This is a genomic window from Microcystis sp. BLCC-F209, from assembly GCF_041928595.1.
In the GTDB taxonomy this organism is placed as follows: domain Bacteria; phylum Cyanobacteriota; class Cyanobacteriia; order Cyanobacteriales; family Microcystaceae; genus Microcystis.
This window is the reverse complement of the sequence record NZ_JBHFLL010000274.1, coordinates 1-16,940: the sequence shown is the minus strand read 5'-3', so window position 1 is coordinate 16,940 and position 16,940 is coordinate 1. Positions and strand designations below refer to the sequence as shown.

19 protein-coding genes and 2 pseudogenes are annotated in these 16,940 nt (G+C 41.7%); 8 read left to right on the top strand and 13 right to left on the bottom strand.

Features of this window, described 5'->3' with window-relative positions; all coding sequences use genetic code 11:
* Positions 1-177 precede the first annotated feature (177 nt).
* The 4 genes from ACE1AQ_RS17675 to ACE1AQ_RS17660 form a co-directional block, all read right to left on the bottom strand.
* Positions 178-828: a TVP38/TMEM64 family protein gene (locus tag ACE1AQ_RS17675; protein ID WP_110544925.1), complete on the bottom strand. Its 651-nt coding sequence runs from the start codon at positions 826-828 to the stop codon at positions 178-180.
* A gap of 172 nt (positions 829-1,000) precedes the next feature.
* Positions 1,001-3,370 (bottom strand): glycogen-debranching protein, encoded by a 2,370-nt coding sequence (locus ACE1AQ_RS17670; protein WP_110544922.1) that lies wholly within the window; start codon positions 3,368-3,370, stop codon positions 1,001-1,003.
* A gap of 394 nt (positions 3,371-3,764) precedes the next feature.
* Positions 3,765-6,008, bottom strand: a complete 2,244-nt coding sequence (locus tag ACE1AQ_RS17665; protein ID WP_110544919.1) for a Piwi domain-containing protein — start codon at positions 6,006-6,008, stop codon at positions 3,765-3,767.
* A 3-nt stretch (positions 6,009-6,011) separates the two neighbouring features.
* A complete protein-coding gene (locus tag ACE1AQ_RS17660) occupies positions 6,012-6,803 on the bottom strand; it encodes a PD-(D/E)XK nuclease family protein (RefSeq protein WP_106908456.1) in 792 nt (263 codons plus the stop codon).
* Positions 6,804-6,999: 196 nt separating this feature from the next.
* On the opposite strand from ACE1AQ_RS17660, the gene ACE1AQ_RS17655 reads away from it, so the two are divergent.
* Both ACE1AQ_RS17655 and ACE1AQ_RS17650 read left to right on the top strand, forming a co-directional pair.
* The gene (locus tag ACE1AQ_RS17655; protein WP_008205286.1) at positions 7,000-7,356 is read left to right on the top strand and encodes a helix-turn-helix domain-containing protein; all 357 of its coding nucleotides are present in this window, start codon (positions 7,000-7,002) and stop codon (positions 7,354-7,356) included.
* A 5-nt stretch (positions 7,357-7,361) separates the two neighbouring features.
* The gene (locus tag ACE1AQ_RS17650) at positions 7,362-8,027 is read left to right on the top strand and encodes an ImmA/IrrE family metallo-endopeptidase (protein ID WP_110544917.1); all 666 of its coding nucleotides are present in this window, start codon (positions 7,362-7,364) and stop codon (positions 8,025-8,027) included.
* 40 nt (positions 8,028-8,067) lie between these two features.
* On the opposite strand, the gene ACE1AQ_RS17645 is transcribed toward ACE1AQ_RS17650, so the two are convergent.
* Positions 8,068-9,063: a LysR family transcriptional regulator gene (locus tag ACE1AQ_RS17645; RefSeq protein WP_106908454.1), complete on the bottom strand. Its 996-nt coding sequence runs from the start codon at positions 9,061-9,063 to the stop codon at positions 8,068-8,070.
* Between the two features lie 526 nt (positions 9,064-9,589).
* On the opposite strand from ACE1AQ_RS17645, the gene ACE1AQ_RS17640 reads away from it, so the two are divergent.
* Both ACE1AQ_RS17640 and ACE1AQ_RS17635 read left to right on the top strand, forming a co-directional pair.
* On the top strand, positions 9,590-9,874 hold the full coding sequence (locus ACE1AQ_RS17640) for a hypothetical protein (protein ID WP_008205280.1): 285 nt from the start codon (positions 9,590-9,592) through the stop codon (positions 9,872-9,874).
* A gap of 63 nt (positions 9,875-9,937) precedes the next feature.
* Positions 9,938-10,771, top strand: coding sequence for a M48 family metallopeptidase (locus ACE1AQ_RS17635; RefSeq protein WP_008205278.1), 834 nt, complete (start codon positions 9,938-9,940; stop codon positions 10,769-10,771).
* 7 nt (positions 10,772-10,778) lie between these two features.
* Here the strand turns inward: ACE1AQ_RS17635 and ACE1AQ_RS17630 are convergent, their stop codons facing one another.
* Complete coding sequence (locus ACE1AQ_RS17630; RefSeq protein ID WP_008205275.1) at positions 10,779-11,624, bottom strand: alpha/beta fold hydrolase; 846 nt, start codon at positions 11,622-11,624, stop codon at positions 10,779-10,781.
* 58 nt (positions 11,625-11,682) lie between these two features.
* On the opposite strand from ACE1AQ_RS17630, the gene ACE1AQ_RS17625 reads away from it, so the two are divergent.
* A complete protein-coding gene (locus ACE1AQ_RS17625) occupies positions 11,683-12,576 on the top strand; it encodes an alpha/beta fold hydrolase (protein ID WP_106908453.1) in 894 nt (297 codons plus the stop codon).
* Here ACE1AQ_RS17625 and aroH read toward each other — a convergent pair.
* The 3 genes from aroH to ACE1AQ_RS17610 all read right to left on the bottom strand — a co-directional run bounded on the left by aroH (position 12,573) and on the right by ACE1AQ_RS17610 (position 14,393).
* Complete coding sequence (gene aroH, locus ACE1AQ_RS17620; protein ID WP_008205272.1) at positions 12,573-12,968, bottom strand: chorismate mutase; 396 nt, start codon at positions 12,966-12,968, stop codon at positions 12,573-12,575. The genes ACE1AQ_RS17625 and aroH overlap by 4 nt on opposite strands.
* Positions 12,969-13,036: 68 nt before the next feature.
* On the bottom strand, positions 13,037-13,858 hold the full coding sequence (gene sppA, locus ACE1AQ_RS17615) for a signal peptide peptidase SppA (protein WP_008205270.1): 822 nt from the start codon (positions 13,856-13,858) through the stop codon (positions 13,037-13,039).
* Positions 13,842-14,393 (bottom strand): hypothetical protein, encoded by a 552-nt coding sequence (locus ACE1AQ_RS17610; protein WP_110544915.1) that lies wholly within the window; start codon positions 14,391-14,393, stop codon positions 13,842-13,844. Before ACE1AQ_RS17610 ends, sppA begins: the two co-directional genes overlap by 17 nt.
* Positions 14,394-14,595: 202 nt before the next feature.
* On the opposite strand from ACE1AQ_RS17610, the pseudogene ACE1AQ_RS17605 reads away from it, so the two are divergent.
* Positions 14,596-14,739, top strand: a pseudogene (locus ACE1AQ_RS17605) (type II toxin-antitoxin system RelE/ParE family toxin); the annotation flags it as partial.
* 119 nt (positions 14,740-14,858) lie between these two features.
* Here the strand turns inward: ACE1AQ_RS17605 and ACE1AQ_RS17600 are convergent.
* On the bottom strand, positions 14,859-15,098 hold the full coding sequence (locus ACE1AQ_RS17600) for a hypothetical protein (RefSeq protein WP_008205265.1): 240 nt from the start codon (positions 15,096-15,098) through the stop codon (positions 14,859-14,861).
* A gap of 2 nt (positions 15,099-15,100) precedes the next feature.
* Complete coding sequence (locus ACE1AQ_RS17595; protein WP_072926254.1) at positions 15,101-15,337, bottom strand: hypothetical protein; 237 nt, start codon at positions 15,335-15,337, stop codon at positions 15,101-15,103.
* 350 nt (positions 15,338-15,687) lie between these two features.
* On the opposite strand from ACE1AQ_RS17595, the gene ACE1AQ_RS17590 reads away from it, so the two are divergent.
* A complete protein-coding gene (locus tag ACE1AQ_RS17590; RefSeq protein ID WP_002748168.1) occupies positions 15,688-15,933 on the top strand; it encodes a UPF0175 family protein in 246 nt (81 codons plus the stop codon).
* On the top strand, positions 15,930-16,439 hold the full coding sequence (locus ACE1AQ_RS17585; RefSeq protein WP_374808900.1) for a DUF3368 domain-containing protein: 510 nt from the start codon (positions 15,930-15,932) through the stop codon (positions 16,437-16,439). The genes ACE1AQ_RS17590 and ACE1AQ_RS17585 overlap by 4 nt, the downstream gene beginning before the upstream one ends.
* A 34-nt stretch (positions 16,440-16,473) precedes the next feature.
* On the opposite strand, the pseudogene ACE1AQ_RS17580 reads toward ACE1AQ_RS17585, so the two are convergent.
* A pseudogene (locus ACE1AQ_RS17580) lies at positions 16,474-16,548 on the bottom strand (PEP-CTERM sorting domain-containing protein); the annotation flags it as partial.
* A 20-nt stretch (positions 16,549-16,568) separates the two neighbouring features.
* Complete coding sequence (locus ACE1AQ_RS17575) at positions 16,569-16,922, bottom strand: hypothetical protein (RefSeq protein WP_110544913.1); 354 nt, start codon at positions 16,920-16,922, stop codon at positions 16,569-16,571.
* Positions 16,923-16,940: the final 18 nt, after the last annotated feature.

The following is a 16,940-nucleotide window of genomic DNA, read 5'->3' as shown; positions in this document are numbered from 1 at the left end:
TAGAGAAGATGCAAGGGTGATGCAAGGGTGATGCAAGGGTTTTAAGAGATTCTAGCAGATTTAAGTGCATTTGGGAAGCTCTCAATCAAGCTAAAAGCCCTTTCCTGTAAGGTTTTTACCATTATTCAGCAAACCCTACTTAAAACTCCAATCTGATAACTGATAACTGATAACTGATCACTGAAAGGGAAATTGCCGACGACGACGATACCAAGTTCCCACACCTACTAACAGAGCAATAAGGGTAAAAGCCACCATCAGGGGCAATATATCGCCTTTTCCTAAAGATTTTAAACCCGCACCCATCATGACAAAGGGTAAAATTCCGGGGACAGTGCCTAATAAAGTACCGATGAAATAATCGCGAAAACGGATAGAAGTTAATCCCGCAACAAAGTTAACGATACCGTAGGGAATAATCGGTAATAGACGGATAGCAAACATATAAAATAGGCCGCCTTGCTGCATTTCTGCATCGATCGCTTGCCATTTTCCCTGAAATTTTTTGGCGGTATATTCCCGGCCGATAGTACGGGTAAAAGCAAAGGCAACTATAGCGGCCACCAAAGCGGCGATCGTTGTCCAAACTGTTCCCATAACTACCCCAAAGATCGCCCCACCACTGAGGTTTAAGGGGGTAGAAGGCAGAATTAAAATTGTCCCGATCGTATAGAGAATAATATACAAAATGGGGGCTATAATTCCCATTTGTTTTAACCAGATCTGTAATTGTTGGGAGTCGATACCACCGAGCAGATAAACTCCCATCGCTGTGGCGATAATACAAATTATGGTTAGGATAATAACACTACTTTTAGTTTTAGACATTTAACGGCAATTTTGGGCTAAGTTCGGGTTGCAAAACATAAGATGCAGCTAGGGGCTATATTTCCCTATTGCCAAAAATATAGCAGAAATCGACTAAGAATCGCTCTCGATCTCAATATTAGCCGGCTGCCCGATCCGTCCCCAAATTACCCCCGATATCGGTTTGGGTAGTTCAGTTAATCTCCTGGCAAACCACGATCGAAAAACCATTGACTTTATAGTTATCGGCAATTACTGTCCCTTGATCCACAGACCAACAATTATAATTGGTTTCTGCCCAAGCTGCCGTGTCAATAATTCTTACCCAACGATAATTATTGGATGGGGAGGGAAGACGAAAATCCACCAGCAGATGATACATATTAATTAACACCAGAAAATCGTGATCACCGACGGCACTACCATCAATTAAAAACCAAATACAGCGATCATCGGCAGTTAACTCGCTAACCCCATCGGGTTTTTTAAATAAATAGGTGACATCATTGCCCGCATCGAGAACCAGATCCCCATAGCGGTGCTGTTTAAGTGCTGTATGATTCTGTCTTAAGTGAGCAATATAAGCGGCAAAAATAAATAAAGGATTGCGTTCTTCTTGATTAGTTCCCGTGCCAAAATTATTGTGATAAGCTTCCCGATAACCGGTGGGCAGTAGATGGGGTGAACGGGTGGCAATCATATCATAATTATTCCAAGTGGCCACACTATCAATATTGTAGGGATTATTATTACCATTTTGGCTGCGGCCAAATTCATCACCCCAGACAGTCATGGGAACACCGCGAGATAAAAATTGAATCGTCCAAAAGTTGCGTAATCTTTGGCGACGTAAAGCCTGATCACCCCCAGAATCCCAAGAATCGTTATTATTATTGCCGCCATCGGAAGGACCAAAGGGCCAGGGAGTGAGGTTATTTTTGTGGTTATAACTGACCAAATCCATCAGGGTAAAACCATCGTGGGCAACAATAAAATCGATCGATTTTTGTGGTCCGCCTTGGTCATTAAAATTGCGATAATCTCCGTTCACCTGTTCGATGAATTTAAAAGTATTACCATCCCCCTTGCAAAAACGCCGGATTGCATCGCGATAACGGCCATTCCATTCTCCCCAACCTGTCGGGAAATTCCCCACTTCGTAACCCCAGCGATCCCAAGCTTCGGCGATCATTTCCGCATCGTATTTCTTGCCTAATTTCTTGATCTTTGCTAACAAAGGATGTTTAGGAAAAAATTGTTTTTGTTTGCCCCGATCTTCTCGTTCATGACTAGAAGGAGTTCGACCGAGAACGGGGGCCAGATCAAAACGAAAACCATCAACTGCCATGGTTTCTAACCAATAGGTGAGGGAATCAAGAACCAGATTGCAGGTGACACTATGGGAAAAATTTAATTGATTTCCGCAGCCAGTGGCCCCATCGACTAGATAATGTTCGTCGGTGAGTTGATAGTATTCCACCACATCAAAACCACCAAAACTAACCAATCGGGTGACATCGTTGCTGCCCCAATTGCCCCCTTCTCCGGTGTGATTATAGACCACATCGAGATAAACTTCCATACCCTGGTCGTGGAAAGCTTTGACCATGGACTTAAACTCTCTGGTGGGTCCCCCGGGGGAGCGATCATAAGCATAACGGCGATCGGGGGCGAAATAACCAAAGGTCATGTAACCCCAATAGTTACCACCGGGGCGATCGTCGGGGTTATTATCGTTAGCGGTTTCCTGGACCGGTAAGAGTTCGATCGTGGTAAATCCTAGCGCTTTTAGGTATTTGGCCATATAGCCGGCTCCCGCATAAGTTCCCCTGTACTGGTCGGGAACGTTGGCCACTTCCTCAAAACCCCTAATTCCCTTGAGAATATCTTCTAAACGACTAGCGGAGGGGTGATTGCTGAAACCGCGTACATGGGCCTCATAAATGATCGCTTTTTCGGCACCCAGACGGGGACGAATCCCGGTAGAAGTCCCATCTGGAGCGATCACAATGCCTTTGGGCGACCATTTACCCGTATCGTATTGCCGCTGGATTACTCCTTTGTAGTCCCCCCCTCCTGTGGCATAGATTCCAACATTTTCTCCGGCCGCGACCATGGCCGGGGTTTCTAGGTCGTGGGAAAGTTCTCGCGCGTAGGGATCGAAGAGGACTTTATTGGGGTTAAAACGATGGCCAAAATCGTCCACATCTGCCCGAAAACCGGCGTTACTGTGGCCTCTTTGCCATTTTTGATCAAATTGCCAATTGGGACCCCAACAGCGAAAAGCGTAGTAGCTGCCGTGGGCAATACCAGCGATTTTTGCCCGCCATGTATCATCCTTTGGGTTTTTTGTCAACCAGTAATCATACTTAGCGTTTTCTCCCGTCGGGCGATCGTAGATTTCCAGAAGAATCTGACTGGCATTTCTAGAATAGACGGCAAAGGTGACACTATCGCTCCGATAATGCGCCCCCAGGGGATAGGTGGCATCAGCCCAGAGATGGCTATCTAAGGGCGCATAATTACCAGATTGGGGATGATTTTGACCGATCGCTGGTAACATAAATTGGCGGAATAATATCGCCTTTGATAATAGACATTTTTTGATCGAGGAAATAAGAAAAAAATCTAAAGCTTGCTCCCCCCAAAAAACCAGCTATGCAATTTGACCTAGAGATAAATTTTCGGCTTGTAAACAACCATTTTGTCGATGCAAGTCCCATTCAAGATAGGCTAATCTTTCTTTAATGTCCCGATTTTCTGCCGTCGGTAAACTAATTTGGTTAACTAAATCACTGACTAATTCATCTAGATGGTGTAGATTGCTAGGGAAATTACTAAGTACCTAAGCAAAATTAATTACACATTTCGATCAAGCTTTTGCCTTTTGCCTCTTGCCTTGTGCCTATCTTCACTAGGAAATTTATTTTGCACGACTACTTACATAATTTTCCTCTCTAAAGCCAGAATTGACAATCATCTTCTAATAAACTAGGATAAATTCCTTGTAAGCGTCGATAAGCAATAATATCCGCTCCATACAAAGGGATAGGTAAACGGGGATCTTTGAGAGAACCATAGTGAAGTAAAGTTAATTTTAACGTAGTGTCAACTAACTGTTTTAAATTTACTTGCTCTCCCAATTCATTAACTTTTAAGCGCAAGGGACGAGGAACACCAATTTTTTCAGAAACTTGGGACGTTATCAGGATAACTTCCCGATTTGATAAAGCTAAAGCTAATCCTTTGGAGGGAGCATTTATCTGTTTTTGCTCAAAATTATAAAGTCTAGGAATGCCAGTTTTATAACATTCTACGAGAATAAATTTAGCATTAATTGCTCTAGCTCTTGCCAGTAAATTGTCAACCTCCTTTCCTTGAAATTTACCATCTCTGTAAATGAGAACTGTCTGATTTTTTAGTTCAGCTTGCGGTAAACAATTTTCCAGAATCCGTTGAGGAATTTCTTCTCCCTCGGTTAAACTATCTTCTACCCGACAGCGAACAAATTCTCCCTGTTTTCCATATAGTCGCACACTTGCACAAACATTGAGACTCCCCGGAAGATTTTTTTTAGGAATCCTTCCCACATCTAAACCAATAAAATAATCGGCAATTTCTAGAGGTTCAGCAAGGACATAGGGTAAATTTCCTAATTTGGCCAGGATTCCGGGGACAACTTGATTGAGAATATTATTATATTGGCTCTTATTATTTAAAGTCTTCTCATAAATCATTTGAGTTATAACTCCACGATCCAAAAACTTTCTTTTAATCCACGAATATAAACTCCCTTCTTCAGTATTATCAGCATTGCGATCAGATTGGGGAAGAAATACTAAAGCAATATCTACAGGAATTTCTCCTCGAATTAATCGATCAACTGCTTCTTCCAGTCTAGCTCTTTTTTCAGAGCCTTCACCTTCGACAGAAAAATTTATTTGATTCTCTGGTGGCAAAATAGTCTCAAATTTATAAAGTTTTAATCGCTTTTCTAATTGCTCTCTAAAATCTCCCACTCTCAAATTAGCTGGTTTCAGAATAGCTAAACGAATTTTACGAGCAGTATCGACATATTCTCGATGACGTTTATACACACCACCCTTCGATAATCCTTTGAGAATTTCTCTTTTTTCTCCCCTTTCTCCCTTACCAAATAAGATAGGAGTTTGCTCAAGAGAAATAGAAGGAGTCCAAAAGACTTCGGGGTATTCTTGGCTGTTAATACTTCTTTCTCTTAACTGAAAACCAAAGTTATTTAAAGTCTTTTGTGCCTCCTGTTTATATAACTTTAATAGTTCTTGTCGTTCAGCATATAAGATTTTTGTTTCCTTTAATAAGTCTCCATGATTGACTTGAAATAAACTCTCATCCTCATCTGTTACAGAGGGTTTTAAAGCTGCTAATGGATAAATATACTCCTGGGGATTTTTGCCAAATTGTACCGCAACCACTGGTTGCTCCAGATGAGCTTCTTCTAATTTTCTTCGACTCATTGAACCTGTGGCTTTTTTTAATAAATCTTCTCTTCTTTCCCCAATTGTACCCGCTATTCTAATAATTTTAGCTGTCCCATTGGTTTCTATAGTTTTAACCTTTAAACCTACTAATAATTTCGCAGCATCTTGTCTATAGGGGTGATTTTCATAAAATTGTTCTAAATCTCCACTATAGACAATACTACTGTCAACAGTTAAACAAATAGCTGGATTAGTGTCATTGATGATTTCTGCCCAAAAATCAACTTCTCTCCTTACCTGTACTTGGTTTTCACTTATCTGACTATCTTTGGGAAAAACTATTGGATAGGAAAATTTACCAAATATTTTCAGAATTCTAACTGCTAATTGTGCTGTAACTAAAGCTGTTATCTGAAAGTCTTTTAGCCAATAAATAGAATAATAGTGATCGCCAATATCTTCTCGTAAAACCTCTTGAATATCTGATAAAGCTTCTTTCCACTGTTGTGGAGAGGGAAAAAATTTTTCATCTTTAGCTAATACCCAAAAACAATTATCTTCAAAAATAACCACCACATCGGGAAACTTCCGACTGAATTGCCAACTAAAACGATTACCTATTTTTCTAGTAACTTGATAATTAAGCTTAAAACAATTCAAACAAATATTATTGGTAGTCAAGAAACTAATTTCACTCAAAAAAATCGGGAAATTGGCTGTGTTAGCTGCTGTGTAATTCATGATCTAAACCTCCTTATTTGCATAATCACAAATCGATGTAAAAGGACAATAACGACAGGCATAGCCACTTTGGGGCGGGAAAATATGATAAAAATCTTCGTGGTGATCTTTATATTTTTGTAGTTGTTGCTGATGTTTTTTGGACAGGAAAACTAGTTCGATTTTAACTGCTTCCATTGCCTCGGAAGACAGGGATATATTTTCTGAGCTTGTTTGGGTTTCTAAATTGTAAAAAGAAGCGACAATTTTTTCCTGAGGATAAAGGTAACTAGCCGCCAGTAAATAAACATGAGCCTGACGACGATCAAAATTAGATTGACCAGTTTTTAAATCTAAAATATGTATAGTGTCATCAGCTTCTCTAAAAATACAATCAAAGGCAGCGTACAAATTAAACCGATAGTTACCTTGCTCGATAACAATAGGTTCTGGATAACCTTCATCGCCTCTAGATAAATTAATAATCTCTTGATTTAATAAAATTGGTTGTTGATAGTAATTGTTTAAAATTACTAAAACCCTAGCTTGAATTTCTGGCGATTCTTGATTTAATTGCAGGATTTCTGCAACTTGTTCCACCCCATCAAAACTGGATAATCTCGCTGGCTCTTGATGAAACTCAAAAACTCCTCGTTGTGCCAACTTACCAATTTTTTGCGACTGATTATCTTGTGATAGTAATCTTTGAACTTCTGGTTCTTTGTTTCGCGCTTTTTCAAACCCCCGTTTTGTCTGACAATGCCAATTCTCATGGCCCATCGCCGGTTTAAGCGAGCGCCAAAGAAGATAGCTCATCGGAGGATACCAAGGCTTTTTGGGAAACTGGCAGGACACGATTTTTCCCCTCGGTCAGGATAATGCTAGGATGATACGGCAGTGTTTGCTCTAGTGTTGACTAAAATAATCAACGCCAATAAACTAACTCTAGCCTATGTTGACTGAAATAGTCAACCCTTGATATAATTTTTTTTGAGCGATTGAGAGAAAAGCAGTGTCAGAAACATTTGGACAGGTTATCCGCAAAGCTCGTCGAGAGGAGGAATATAGTCAGAGAGAACTAGCTAAGTTGATTGGGGTGGACTATACCTATCTATCAAAGCTAGAAAATGATCATGTGGGTTATCCTCCTAGTCAGCAGGTGATTGAGTCCTTAGCGACTCATTTAAAATTAAATGCTCAAACCTTAGGGGAATTGGCAGGACGAATTAGTTCAGATGATCAAAAAGTCTTCAAAGAATTAGTTCAAAAATATCAACAAATGCCGATTTTATTGCGTCGCATGAAAGACAATCCCAATTTTGCCAAAAAAATTATTTCTGAGGCGACAAAATTAGAACCAGAGGAGTAAATATCTTGGATATTATTAAACCCTATAGTTTTATTCCCAAAACAGTGATTGAAACTCAGGCAGACGATATTCTGAAGAAAGTAAAAGCTCATCGTCGTCGTCCCTTAAAAAATTGCGATCTTGCGGAAGCAGCGGCCGATCATTTTGATTTGGCTATTGAATGGATGGATATAAAGGCAGATAAAGAGGGAGAAATCGCTGCGATGATTATTCCCACAGAAAAGAAAATTATTCTCAATGAAGATGTAAAATTCTTAAAAGATTCTCAAAATTCATCCCTAGCAAAAGAAGGTTTTAAAAATTCGAGTTTAGCTCATGAAATTGGTCATTTTGTCCTTCATATTAATCAAACAGCCGTCTCTAATTTTTTGGATCGAATCAATCAGGGAGATTCCCTAGAGACAATTCAACCTTTTCTGTGTCGTACAGTTGATTCTAGCCAAAGAATTGAATGGCAAGCCCAATATTTTGCCAGTTGTTTACTAATGGCGATGAGTGAGTTAGAGAAAGTCATCAAGGGCCGTGACTTAACTAAATGGGGACATCTGTATGCGATCGCCGACGAGTTGGGAGTAACTATTACTAATCTTAGAAGTCGTTTAGAAAGTCTCCATTGGATTAAAGTCGATAAAAAAGTAATTTATCGGGGCAGTAATTTTCCTAAGAGATAGCTTCAATGTTCGGAGGGAGATTTTGCCCGTATCGAGCGACTTATTTGCTCATAATTTCGGCGGGTTGCGAGTTAGGAATCGGTTCAAAGTTGTGGTCGTCAGCCAGATATTCTGGATAGGTGGAGAATTGGGGTAGTATTTCTAGGGTAAAAGCTTCGGCAGCTTTTGATCGATAGCGATTCGGGTTAATAATTACCGACAAAGTGCGTCGTATTTCCACGTCTTTAATTCGGGTAGCGTGGATCACGCCCATTTGTAGTTCTTTTTCGATCGCTGTCACCGAGACAAAAGCCGCCCCTAAACCGGATTGGACGGCATTTTTAATCGCCTCGATCGAGTTAAGTTCCATCTCCACTTTTAAGCGTTTGGTATCGATCTCGCAACGAGTTAAAACCTTGTCGATGACTTTGCGAATCGTCGATTGGGAATCGAGGGTGATAAATTTTAGTCGATATAAATCCTCTTTTTGAATCATTTCTACCTTAGACAGAGGATGAAAAATCGGCAGGACTAAAGCCAGTTCATCTTCTGCGTAGGGGATAATCCGCAGGGTTTCTTGTAATTCGGCGGGAACTTCCCCCCCGATAATGGCTAAATCCACTTGACCGTTAGCAACGCTCCAAGAGGTGCGACGGGTGGAATGAACTTGTAGCTGTACGGATACTTCTGGATATTTTTGCCGAAACAGACCGATCATGCGGGGAAGAAGATAGGTTCCCGTGGTTTGGGAAGCGCCGACGATTAGGGTTCCCCCTTGCAGATTTTGTAGATCTTCGATCGCCCGACAGGTTTCTTGACAGAGACTGATAATTTTTTCGCCGTAGCTTAAGAGTAGGTGTCCCGCTTCCGTCAATTGGGCTTTCCGACCGCCTCGGTCAAATAACGGCACATTTAGCTGTTTTTCGAGGTTTTGTACCTGAAGACTGATTGCCGGTTGGGATACATACAGGGTATCTGCCGCCCGTTTAAAGCTTCCCTCAGCAGCGATCGCTTTGAGAATTCTCAGTTGGTCTAGGGTGAAAGGAATGTCGGTCATAGAAAGCCTCAAAAACAGCGACAGGAGAAGGGGAGGACAATAGCGACAAATCTTAAGCCAGTGCCGATAAACACACTGAATTGACAGTACCACACCACGGGGATCAATGCTTCAGCTAGTTCCAGTTATCAGTTACCAGTGATCAGTATTCAGGAGTCAGTATTCAGGAGACAGGAGACTCCGAGACAGGGTGATGGGGTGGTCACTGCCTGCGCGTTGCGGGGGGTTTTGGGGTGTTAGGGTTTTAGGGTTTTAGTTGAAATTCCCCCACTTCACCACTTCCCCACTTCCCCACCCCTGACTGATTACTGATCACTGTTTACTGATCACTGAAAAAGGCTGACCCAGCAATTATCGGGTTGACTTTTGTGTACCACTTAATCCTTATTAACCAAGAATCTTAATGATATTTTAAGATTTTTTAACAAACCGCCCCTAGCTGAGATGAACGTATATCCTAGAGGGGAGCGAGTATAGATTCCTATTCCCGTTCGATCGGTCCCTAATTCTCTGGAGATCAGCATTCATGCTTACTTTGCTCCGTTCCCTGCTATTTTCCACCCTATTAAGTTTTGTTGCCCCCGTCCTCCTGGTGGGTTCCATTTTAACTGCTTTATTGGCCACCAGTCACGTCCCCGGCTTTACTTGGGTTTCTCAGACCGGTTTTAGCCAAATCCTGCAATTTTTAACCATTTTCGGCGGCGGTTATCCCCTACAAGGAATGTTCACCATCGCTGTCACCTTTGCTTTTGTTGGCAGTTTATTCGATTTATTTAACTTTTACGTCTATCAAACCAATCGGGGACAGTAACAGGCAAAGGGTGACATTGACTGTCTAGAATGGGAATGAGGTTTTTATGGGATCGAATCGTCTATGCGCCCTATTTTCTACCGTTTTTGGCTACTAACAATCATTTCCCTGCTGCTCACTCTGAGTATCGGGATTATCGATCCCCAACCTAGTTTCGGGCGCTCGTGGATGGATTTACTTTTTCGCGGTGTGCAGGTTATTCAACTTTCGACTATTTCCCCTCAGCAGGAAGTCGCCCTCGGTAGGCAGATTAATCAAGGTTTACTAGAATCAGGTAAGATAAAACTGGCCAAAGATGCCAGAATTAACCAATATGTCCAAGAAATCGGGCAGCGATTAGCGGCAACTAGCGATCGCCCTGATCTTCCCTACACTTTTCAAGTGGTGCGCGACAATAGCATTAACGCCTTCGCTACTATGGGCGGATTTGTCTATTTACACACGGGATTGATTAAAACTGCCAGTAATGAGGCGGAATTAGCCAGTGTGATTGCCCATGAAATTGGCCATATCGTCGGTCGTCATTCTATCACCCAATTACGCAATACTGCCCTCGCCCAAGGACTTCTCAGTGCGGCGGGATTGGACACAAAAACTTGGGTACAATTGGGAGTCAATCTCGCCTATAATCTGCCCAATAGTCGCAAGGATGAATTAGAAGCGGACCGACTGGGTTTAAACAATCTAGCTGAGGCTGGTTATGCCCCCACGGCCATGATCTCCTTTATGGGAAAATTAGCACAACAAGGCGGTTCTACCCCGACAATTCTCAGCACCCATCCTGCCACAGGCGATCGGATTTTGGCACTGCAAAAACAGCTTAATTCGGTTAATAACAAGCAGAATCAAGGTTTAGACGAGGATTATTACCAATTGCAGATTCGTTCTCTCCGCTAATCATATTTTACAATACAATTTCCCGAACCGATAAAAACTCGGCCACCGCTTGATTAAAAGTTTCAGGTTCCCCTAAAAATGCCCAATGATTACCCGGTATTTTTTTAATCTCTAGAGAAGTTAAATACTTTTTATAGGATTGAATTTGCCAAGCAGTGCGATTTAATCCCTGTTGGGGAAGGACTAATAAACTGGGAATATCTAAAGTTTTAGTTAATCCGGCAAACCCCATGACATCCTCAAAAATTTCCCCCCGTGCCGATAAAGTAAATTTACTGCTCCAACTGCCATCAGCTTTTTGTTCGATGGCATTTTTAAACACCTCTTGCTGTAGATTTGACCAACCTTTATATTGTTTTAATTGACGAGCGATCGCTTCTAGGCTCTGATAACTATCAAAGGAACGAGTAATCTTTAAAAAGGGCAAAACCTGATAGAGAATTGGAAAAGTTATCCTAATCCAACCAGGCATTTTATCGATAAAAAAGGGATCGACTAAAATTAAACTCTTAAATACTTCCGGCTGTTGAGTTGCCCAAATTGCCGCTATTTTAGCACTCCAAGAATGACCTAAAATATGTGCTTGTGTCCAACCTAAATGATTAATTAAAGCCCTTAAATCGCCGATATAATCCTGAAAGTGATAACCGGTTGCCGGTTTACCGCTTTCCCCATGTCCCCGCAAATCTGGGGCAACAACTTGATAATTTGAGCTTAAATAATCGCCCAAACTTGACCAAACCAAAGCATGATCCGCCATGCCGTGCAATAATAGTAGAGGCATACCTCGATCGCTCCATTGTAAATAGGAAATTGCCATCGAGTTATTGGTAAAAGTCTGGCGTTGCGGCATAAATTCTCGGCTGATTTTTAATCTATAATTTAAATATCACTTAATAAAACTTCATACAATGGCACTACAATCGCCGCTCACTGGTACTAGCTTAGAACAATTGTCTTGGACATGGCAAGGTCACACCATCCCCTACACCGTGCGGGGAGAAGGACAACCCCTAGTCTTAATTCACGGTTTTGGGGCATCTATCGGTCATTGGCGCAAAAATATCCCGGTTTTAGCGGAAAATGGCTATCAAGTCTATGCCCTAGATCTTTTGGGATTTGGGGGTGCGGATAAGCCCGCTTTAGATTATGGTCTCAACCTTTGGCAGCGGCAAATACAGGACTTTTGCAGGGAAAAAATGGCAAGACCGGCGGTATTTATCGGTAACTCCATCGGGGGACTGATTACCTTAATGCTGATGGCAGAATCTCCCGAAATCACGGCTGGAGGAGTAATTATCAACTGTGCCGGAGGATTAAACCATCGTCCCGAAGAATTAAATTTCCCTTTGCGTTTAATCATGGCTGCCTTTACCGGTTTAGTTAGTTCTCCCGTGACAGGAAAGTTTATTTTTGAACAGGTAAGACAGAAAAATCGCATCCGTAACACCTTAAAACAGGTTTATCGCGACCATACCGCGATTACCGAGGAATTAGTCGAAATCCTCTATCAACCCTCCTGTGATGCGGGTGCGTGGGGAGTGTTTGCATCAGTGTTGACAGCACCCCCCGGACCTTCTCCCCAGGAATTATTACCGCAAATCGATCGCCCTTTATTGGTACTCTGGGGAGAGGATGACCCTTGGACACCGATCGCTGGTTCGGTAATTTACCAAGAAAGAGCTAAAATGGGTGATAATACCCAATTTTATCCGATTGCCAAAGCCGGTCACTGTCCCCACGATGAACATCCCGAAAAAGTTAATCAATTAATTTTGAGTTGGCTGTCGGAAATAGAGAGCTAGTCAGTTATCGGAGAAATCTGCCAATCGGGGCGAAGATTTTTCGCTCCTCGTAGATAGATGTGCTGCATTTCCCCTTGTAGTTTGGGAGTATTAACGTGGAGAATTACGCGAATACACTTGTCCAGACTACCAGCGACCTGCATCTGTTGCACATCGAGGAGGGGGACATTTTGCCAGTGGGGACGTTCGCGAGCGATAGCAGCGGGGAAAATCGCATCTAAATCCTGAGTTGCCGTAAAGATAACACTAACAATATCATCGGGATCGAGACTATTGTGGATTTCGATCGCTTCGAGGAGTTCTGTTACTGCTTCTCGTATAGCTTCAATAGTATTAGCCGTTACCGTCGTCGCTCCCCGAATGGCTCGAACCTTCCACTGCACGATTGTCATCCTCCGCTAATCCTGATGAGTCAATTTTAGGGGTTAACGCGCCCTTTTTCTCGACTTTAATCTGGCCATCAGGGTCGGTATAACCACAATAGTTGTCCGTTAACTTCCAATTCAAATTCTAGACGCTGTAGGGTTGTTTGTAGCCCTAGGGGTATTTGGGAACGATTACCCGTCAGACGACTGAGGAGGGGTTTCGGTTCTTCGATAGTCTGACATTTAGTTTTATCTGGGGGTAATCCTGCCAATTCTAGCGCCCAAAGTCGGGCATCTTCCTCGGTTCCCAGGCGATCGACCACTCCCAATTCTAACGCCTGTTGGCCGGTAAAAATGCGCCCATCGGCAAAACTTTTCACCTGATTGACATCTAAATTTCTCGCTCCGGCGACGGTTTGCAGAAATTGCTGATAACTGGTATCGATCATATCCTGGAGAATTCTTTCTTCTTCATCAGTTAATTCTCGATCGAAGGAGAGAATATCTTTATAAGGGCCTGATTTAATCACTTTAAACGAAACTCCCACCTTATCCAACAATCTTTCCAGATTGTTCCCCCTCAGGATAACACCGATCGAGCCGGTAATCGTGCCGGGGTTAGCCATAATATAATTAGCCCCCATACCGATATAAACGCCACCAGAGGCGGAAATATTGCCAAAACTAGCGATTATTTTCGTGTTTTTTTGTAACCGCTTCAATGCTTCATAAATTTCTTGGGAATCCCCCACGGTTCCCCCGGGGGAGTCAATGCGGAGAAGTAGGGCGGGATATTGCCTTTCTTTGACGATTTCTAGGGCTTTTAAGACTCTTTTGCGGGTATCGGAGGCAATTGCACCTGTAATTTCTATTCGAGCGATTTGTTTGCGGGTTTTCGGTTTAAAAGGCCAGACCATCAGGTTTAAATATCTCTAAAAAAAGGACTCTTTCTAATCTAACGCTTTGATCGTTCCAGGTTAAGCAGACATTATTACATTTTCGGCCAACGCGATCATTGGTGTCAACTGAAGGACATAGCCCCCCAATTTCTTGAGAGAGCGCATCTCTTTCCCTGTGTCGTTTCCTTTCAGCTTTAACTAAGCCAAAAAGTTTAGCTCGCTTGGCTAAATAACTGACCACATCAGGGTTTTCCCCTCTAGTGACTGCTTTAGCCACATAGTATAAACTGGGAAAAACCATCGCCACTGAAATTTTTTCTTTGGGCTGACTAAGAGCCATCGCCACCTGTCCGACTAAAGGATTTAAAACCGGATAAAAAATGAGAGTAGCCAAAATTTGAATTTGTACCCCCTGGCGATGTCCAACCCATAAATAACCTAATTCTAACAATCTCTTGGTTAAGAGAAAAGCCGACTCTATCTGCCATCTTCGACGGTACAAATCACACAATTCTTGAGCAAAAAGCTGCTCAGGAGAGAGAACATTAGTCATAACATTTTCCTAAAGTAATGGCAGATATGCTTAGTTGCCGTCACCACCAAAATCTCTCCCACAAAGGGAGAGGCAGTAAAATGCCTGCCACGAATAAAGAAAAATAGTGTAAAATTTTCATGGCATATAGTTCTCAAAGTCTTCGATAGGATTATCAAAACTGTCAAGCATTTTAACTATTCGTTTTGCGCCTCCATATTGAGGACGCTTAAGCGGCTATCGTGTTATCTATCAGCTTAAAGACAATAGTTGTGTTTTGATGCTCCTCATCTATGCGAAATCTGAACAAACAGACATCCCAGCGCAGCAAATTCGAGATATCATTAATAAATTTGACAATTCCTAGAAGCATTAAGAGATGCCAAAAACAAACCCCCTCAAGATTGAATGAAGGGGCATTTATAGTATTTTTAGAGGTAATTTAGCCTACTTTTGTGGTTTCTTTTTCAGTGGATTGAGAGGGTTTTAGTTGGCAACTGATAATAAAGCCTCTTCTATTGGCTTTGGTAACTCAATAGCATGAAACCGATTCACAGAAAAAGCGTAATCTTCACCACTTTCATCAATAACCCGAATTAGACTGTTTATTTCTGCTGTCTCATCAGGGATAACGCGGTATATTTTGCCCACCTCTAGTGAAGCTTCGTAGCCTTCATTATTGAGACAAACTACGAACTGATTTGTTGGAGATGACTCTATGTTCATGGTCAATCTAGAAACGGTAACTTGAGCTTAAATTCTTTTTTGCCGATGCCATGAGCTTCATACCAATGGACTTCAGCTAACCTTACTATACCATTGGCAAGCTGAACTTGGGCTATGCCCTTTAATTTTCTCCATTTACCTTTGCCATACTGTTTTTGCAACCGTTCCCGATTACGAATTCCTGTTCCTGTGGCAATAATCTCGATATTCGTAATATCGCTGATAATCTCAAAGTCCACGATCGATCAAGCAATCTTAAAGAGTGGCCTTCTATTATAGCATCTATTGCCAAAAAAGAGATATAAAAAAACAAACCCCCCTCAAGATTGATTGAAGGAGTATTGATGGTATTTTTAGAGGCAATTTATCCTATTTTTGTGGTTGCTTTTTCAGTGGATTTAGAGGGTTTTAGTTGGCAACTGATAATAAAGCCTCTTCTATTGGCTTTGGTAACTCAATAGCATAAAACCGATTCTTAATGTGTAAAATGTGTAAGGGGAAGAGACGCAAAAAATAAACCTGCTCAACTGACTAAATGAAGGGGGTTATGATATCATTCCAATAGGAAGGGATAGATAGGGTTATAGCCATGAGTATTGATATCTCCGATGAAATTCTCAGTGCAACACGCATGACTGAAGCTGAGATGAGGCAGGAAATTGCGGTCATGCTCTTTCAAAAAGAGAAGCTCACCCTTGCTCAAGCGAGTCGATTTGCAGGAATGAATCGTATTGCTTTTCAACACCTACTTGCAAGTCGTCAAATTCCGGTACACTACGATGTCGAAGATTTTGAACAGGATATTAAGAACTTGCGGGAGATGGGAAGATTGTGATTGTTGTCAGTGATACATCCCCTATCAACAATCTTGCCGCCATTAATCAACTTCATCTGCTACAACAACTTTACGAAATAGTTTTTATTCCCGAAGCAGTTTATCGAGAATTAACTGAGCCTGATTTTCCGGTAGCAGGTTCAATAGAGGTACAAACCTTAGATTGGATTCAAACTCGAACGGTAACTAACCGCACAGTGATTGAAGCTCTTGCAGATGAACTAGATAAGGGAGAAGCTGAGGCTATTGCTTTAGCACTTGAGTTGGGAGCAGATCAAGTTTTGATTGATGAGCGTCGTGGTCGTAGAATTGCTGCTAGACTTAATCTTCGATACACAGGAATTCTGGGCATTTTAGTTGAGGCGAAGAATCGAGGGTTAATCTCTGAGGTGAAACCCTTGCTAGACGCTTTGATCAATCAAGCAGGATTTTGGGTGGCTGCACCTTTATACAGCAGTGTTTTACAGATTGTTGATGAAGAAAAAAATAAACCCCCTCAAGATTGAATGAAGGGGTATTTATGGTATTTTTAGAAGCCATTTAGCCTACTTTTGTGGTTTCTTTTTCAGTGGATTGGCAGGGTTTTAGTTTCCGCTTCAGGGTTGAAGCTGCGCTAGAGCCGAAGGTGATGATACTCAAACTGTTATTTTTTGTACTGTAGATTTTTTGGTTATTTTTTTAGGATGTCTGAACAATTGACCTTCATTTTGGTAGAAAACTTCATAATCCGGGGCCAGTTCAAGACATAACTGTTTCCATAAACTAATTCCTTCTTGTTTAAAATCCATTTCAGCTTGCTGATTAGGAAAATCTGATAAAGGTGGATAGTCTTGATTTAAAGTCTTATCGTAAGTATCCTGCCATGGGTTTAAACGCTGAATAGTTGCTTGACTTAATGGCAATTCTTCAGGAGCAATGTTATCAATTTCATCTACTCCCCAAAGTGGGTAACTTCCATAATCTGCCCAAAGTTTGATTCTGATTGCCATAACTATCATTCCTGAATA

Coding starts and splice junctions, on each gene's coding strand:
- ACE1AQ_RS17675 (WP_110544925.1), bottom strand. CDS start 828: ATGTCTAAAACTAAAAGTAGTGTTATTATCCTAACCATAATTTGTATT.
- ACE1AQ_RS17670 (WP_110544922.1), bottom strand. CDS start 3,370: ATGTTACCAGCGATCGGTCAAAATCATCCCCAATCTGGTAATTATGCG.
- ACE1AQ_RS17665 (WP_110544919.1), bottom strand. CDS start 6,008: ATGAATTACACAGCAGCTAACACAGCCAATTTCCCGATTTTTTTGAGT.
- ACE1AQ_RS17660 (WP_106908456.1), bottom strand. CDS start 6,803: ATGAGCTATCTTCTTTGGCGCTCGCTTAAACCGGCGATGGGCCATGAG.
- ACE1AQ_RS17645 (WP_106908454.1), bottom strand. CDS start 9,063: ATGACCGACATTCCTTTCACCCTAGACCAACTGAGAATTCTCAAAGCG.
- ACE1AQ_RS17640 (WP_008205280.1), top strand. CDS start 9,590: ATGCTTACTTTGCTCCGTTCCCTGCTATTTTCCACCCTATTAAGTTTT.
- ACE1AQ_RS17635 (WP_008205278.1), top strand. CDS start 9,938: ATGCGCCCTATTTTCTACCGTTTTTGGCTACTAACAATCATTTCCCTG.
- ACE1AQ_RS17630 (WP_008205275.1), bottom strand. CDS start 11,624: ATGCCGCAACGCCAGACTTTTACCAATAACTCGATGGCAATTTCCTAT.
- ACE1AQ_RS17625 (WP_106908453.1), top strand. CDS start 11,683: ATGGCACTACAATCGCCGCTCACTGGTACTAGCTTAGAACAATTGTCT.
- aroH (WP_008205272.1), bottom strand. CDS start 12,968: ATGACAATCGTGCAGTGGAAGGTTCGAGCCATTCGGGGAGCGACGACG.
- sppA (WP_008205270.1), bottom strand. CDS start 13,858: ATGGTCTGGCCTTTTAAACCGAAAACCCGCAAACAAATCGCTCGAATA.
- ACE1AQ_RS17610 (WP_110544915.1), bottom strand. CDS start 14,393: ATGACTAATGTTCTCTCTCCTGAGCAGCTTTTTGCTCAAGAATTGTGT.
- ACE1AQ_RS17600 (WP_008205265.1), bottom strand. CDS start 15,098: ATGAACATAGAGTCATCTCCAACAAATCAGTTCGTAGTTTGTCTCAAT.
- ACE1AQ_RS17590 (WP_002748168.1), top strand. CDS start 15,688: ATGAGTATTGATATCTCCGATGAAATTCTCAGTGCAACACGCATGACT.
- ACE1AQ_RS17575 (WP_110544913.1), bottom strand. CDS start 16,922: ATGGCAATCAGAATCAAACTTTGGGCAGATTATGGAAGTTACCCACTT.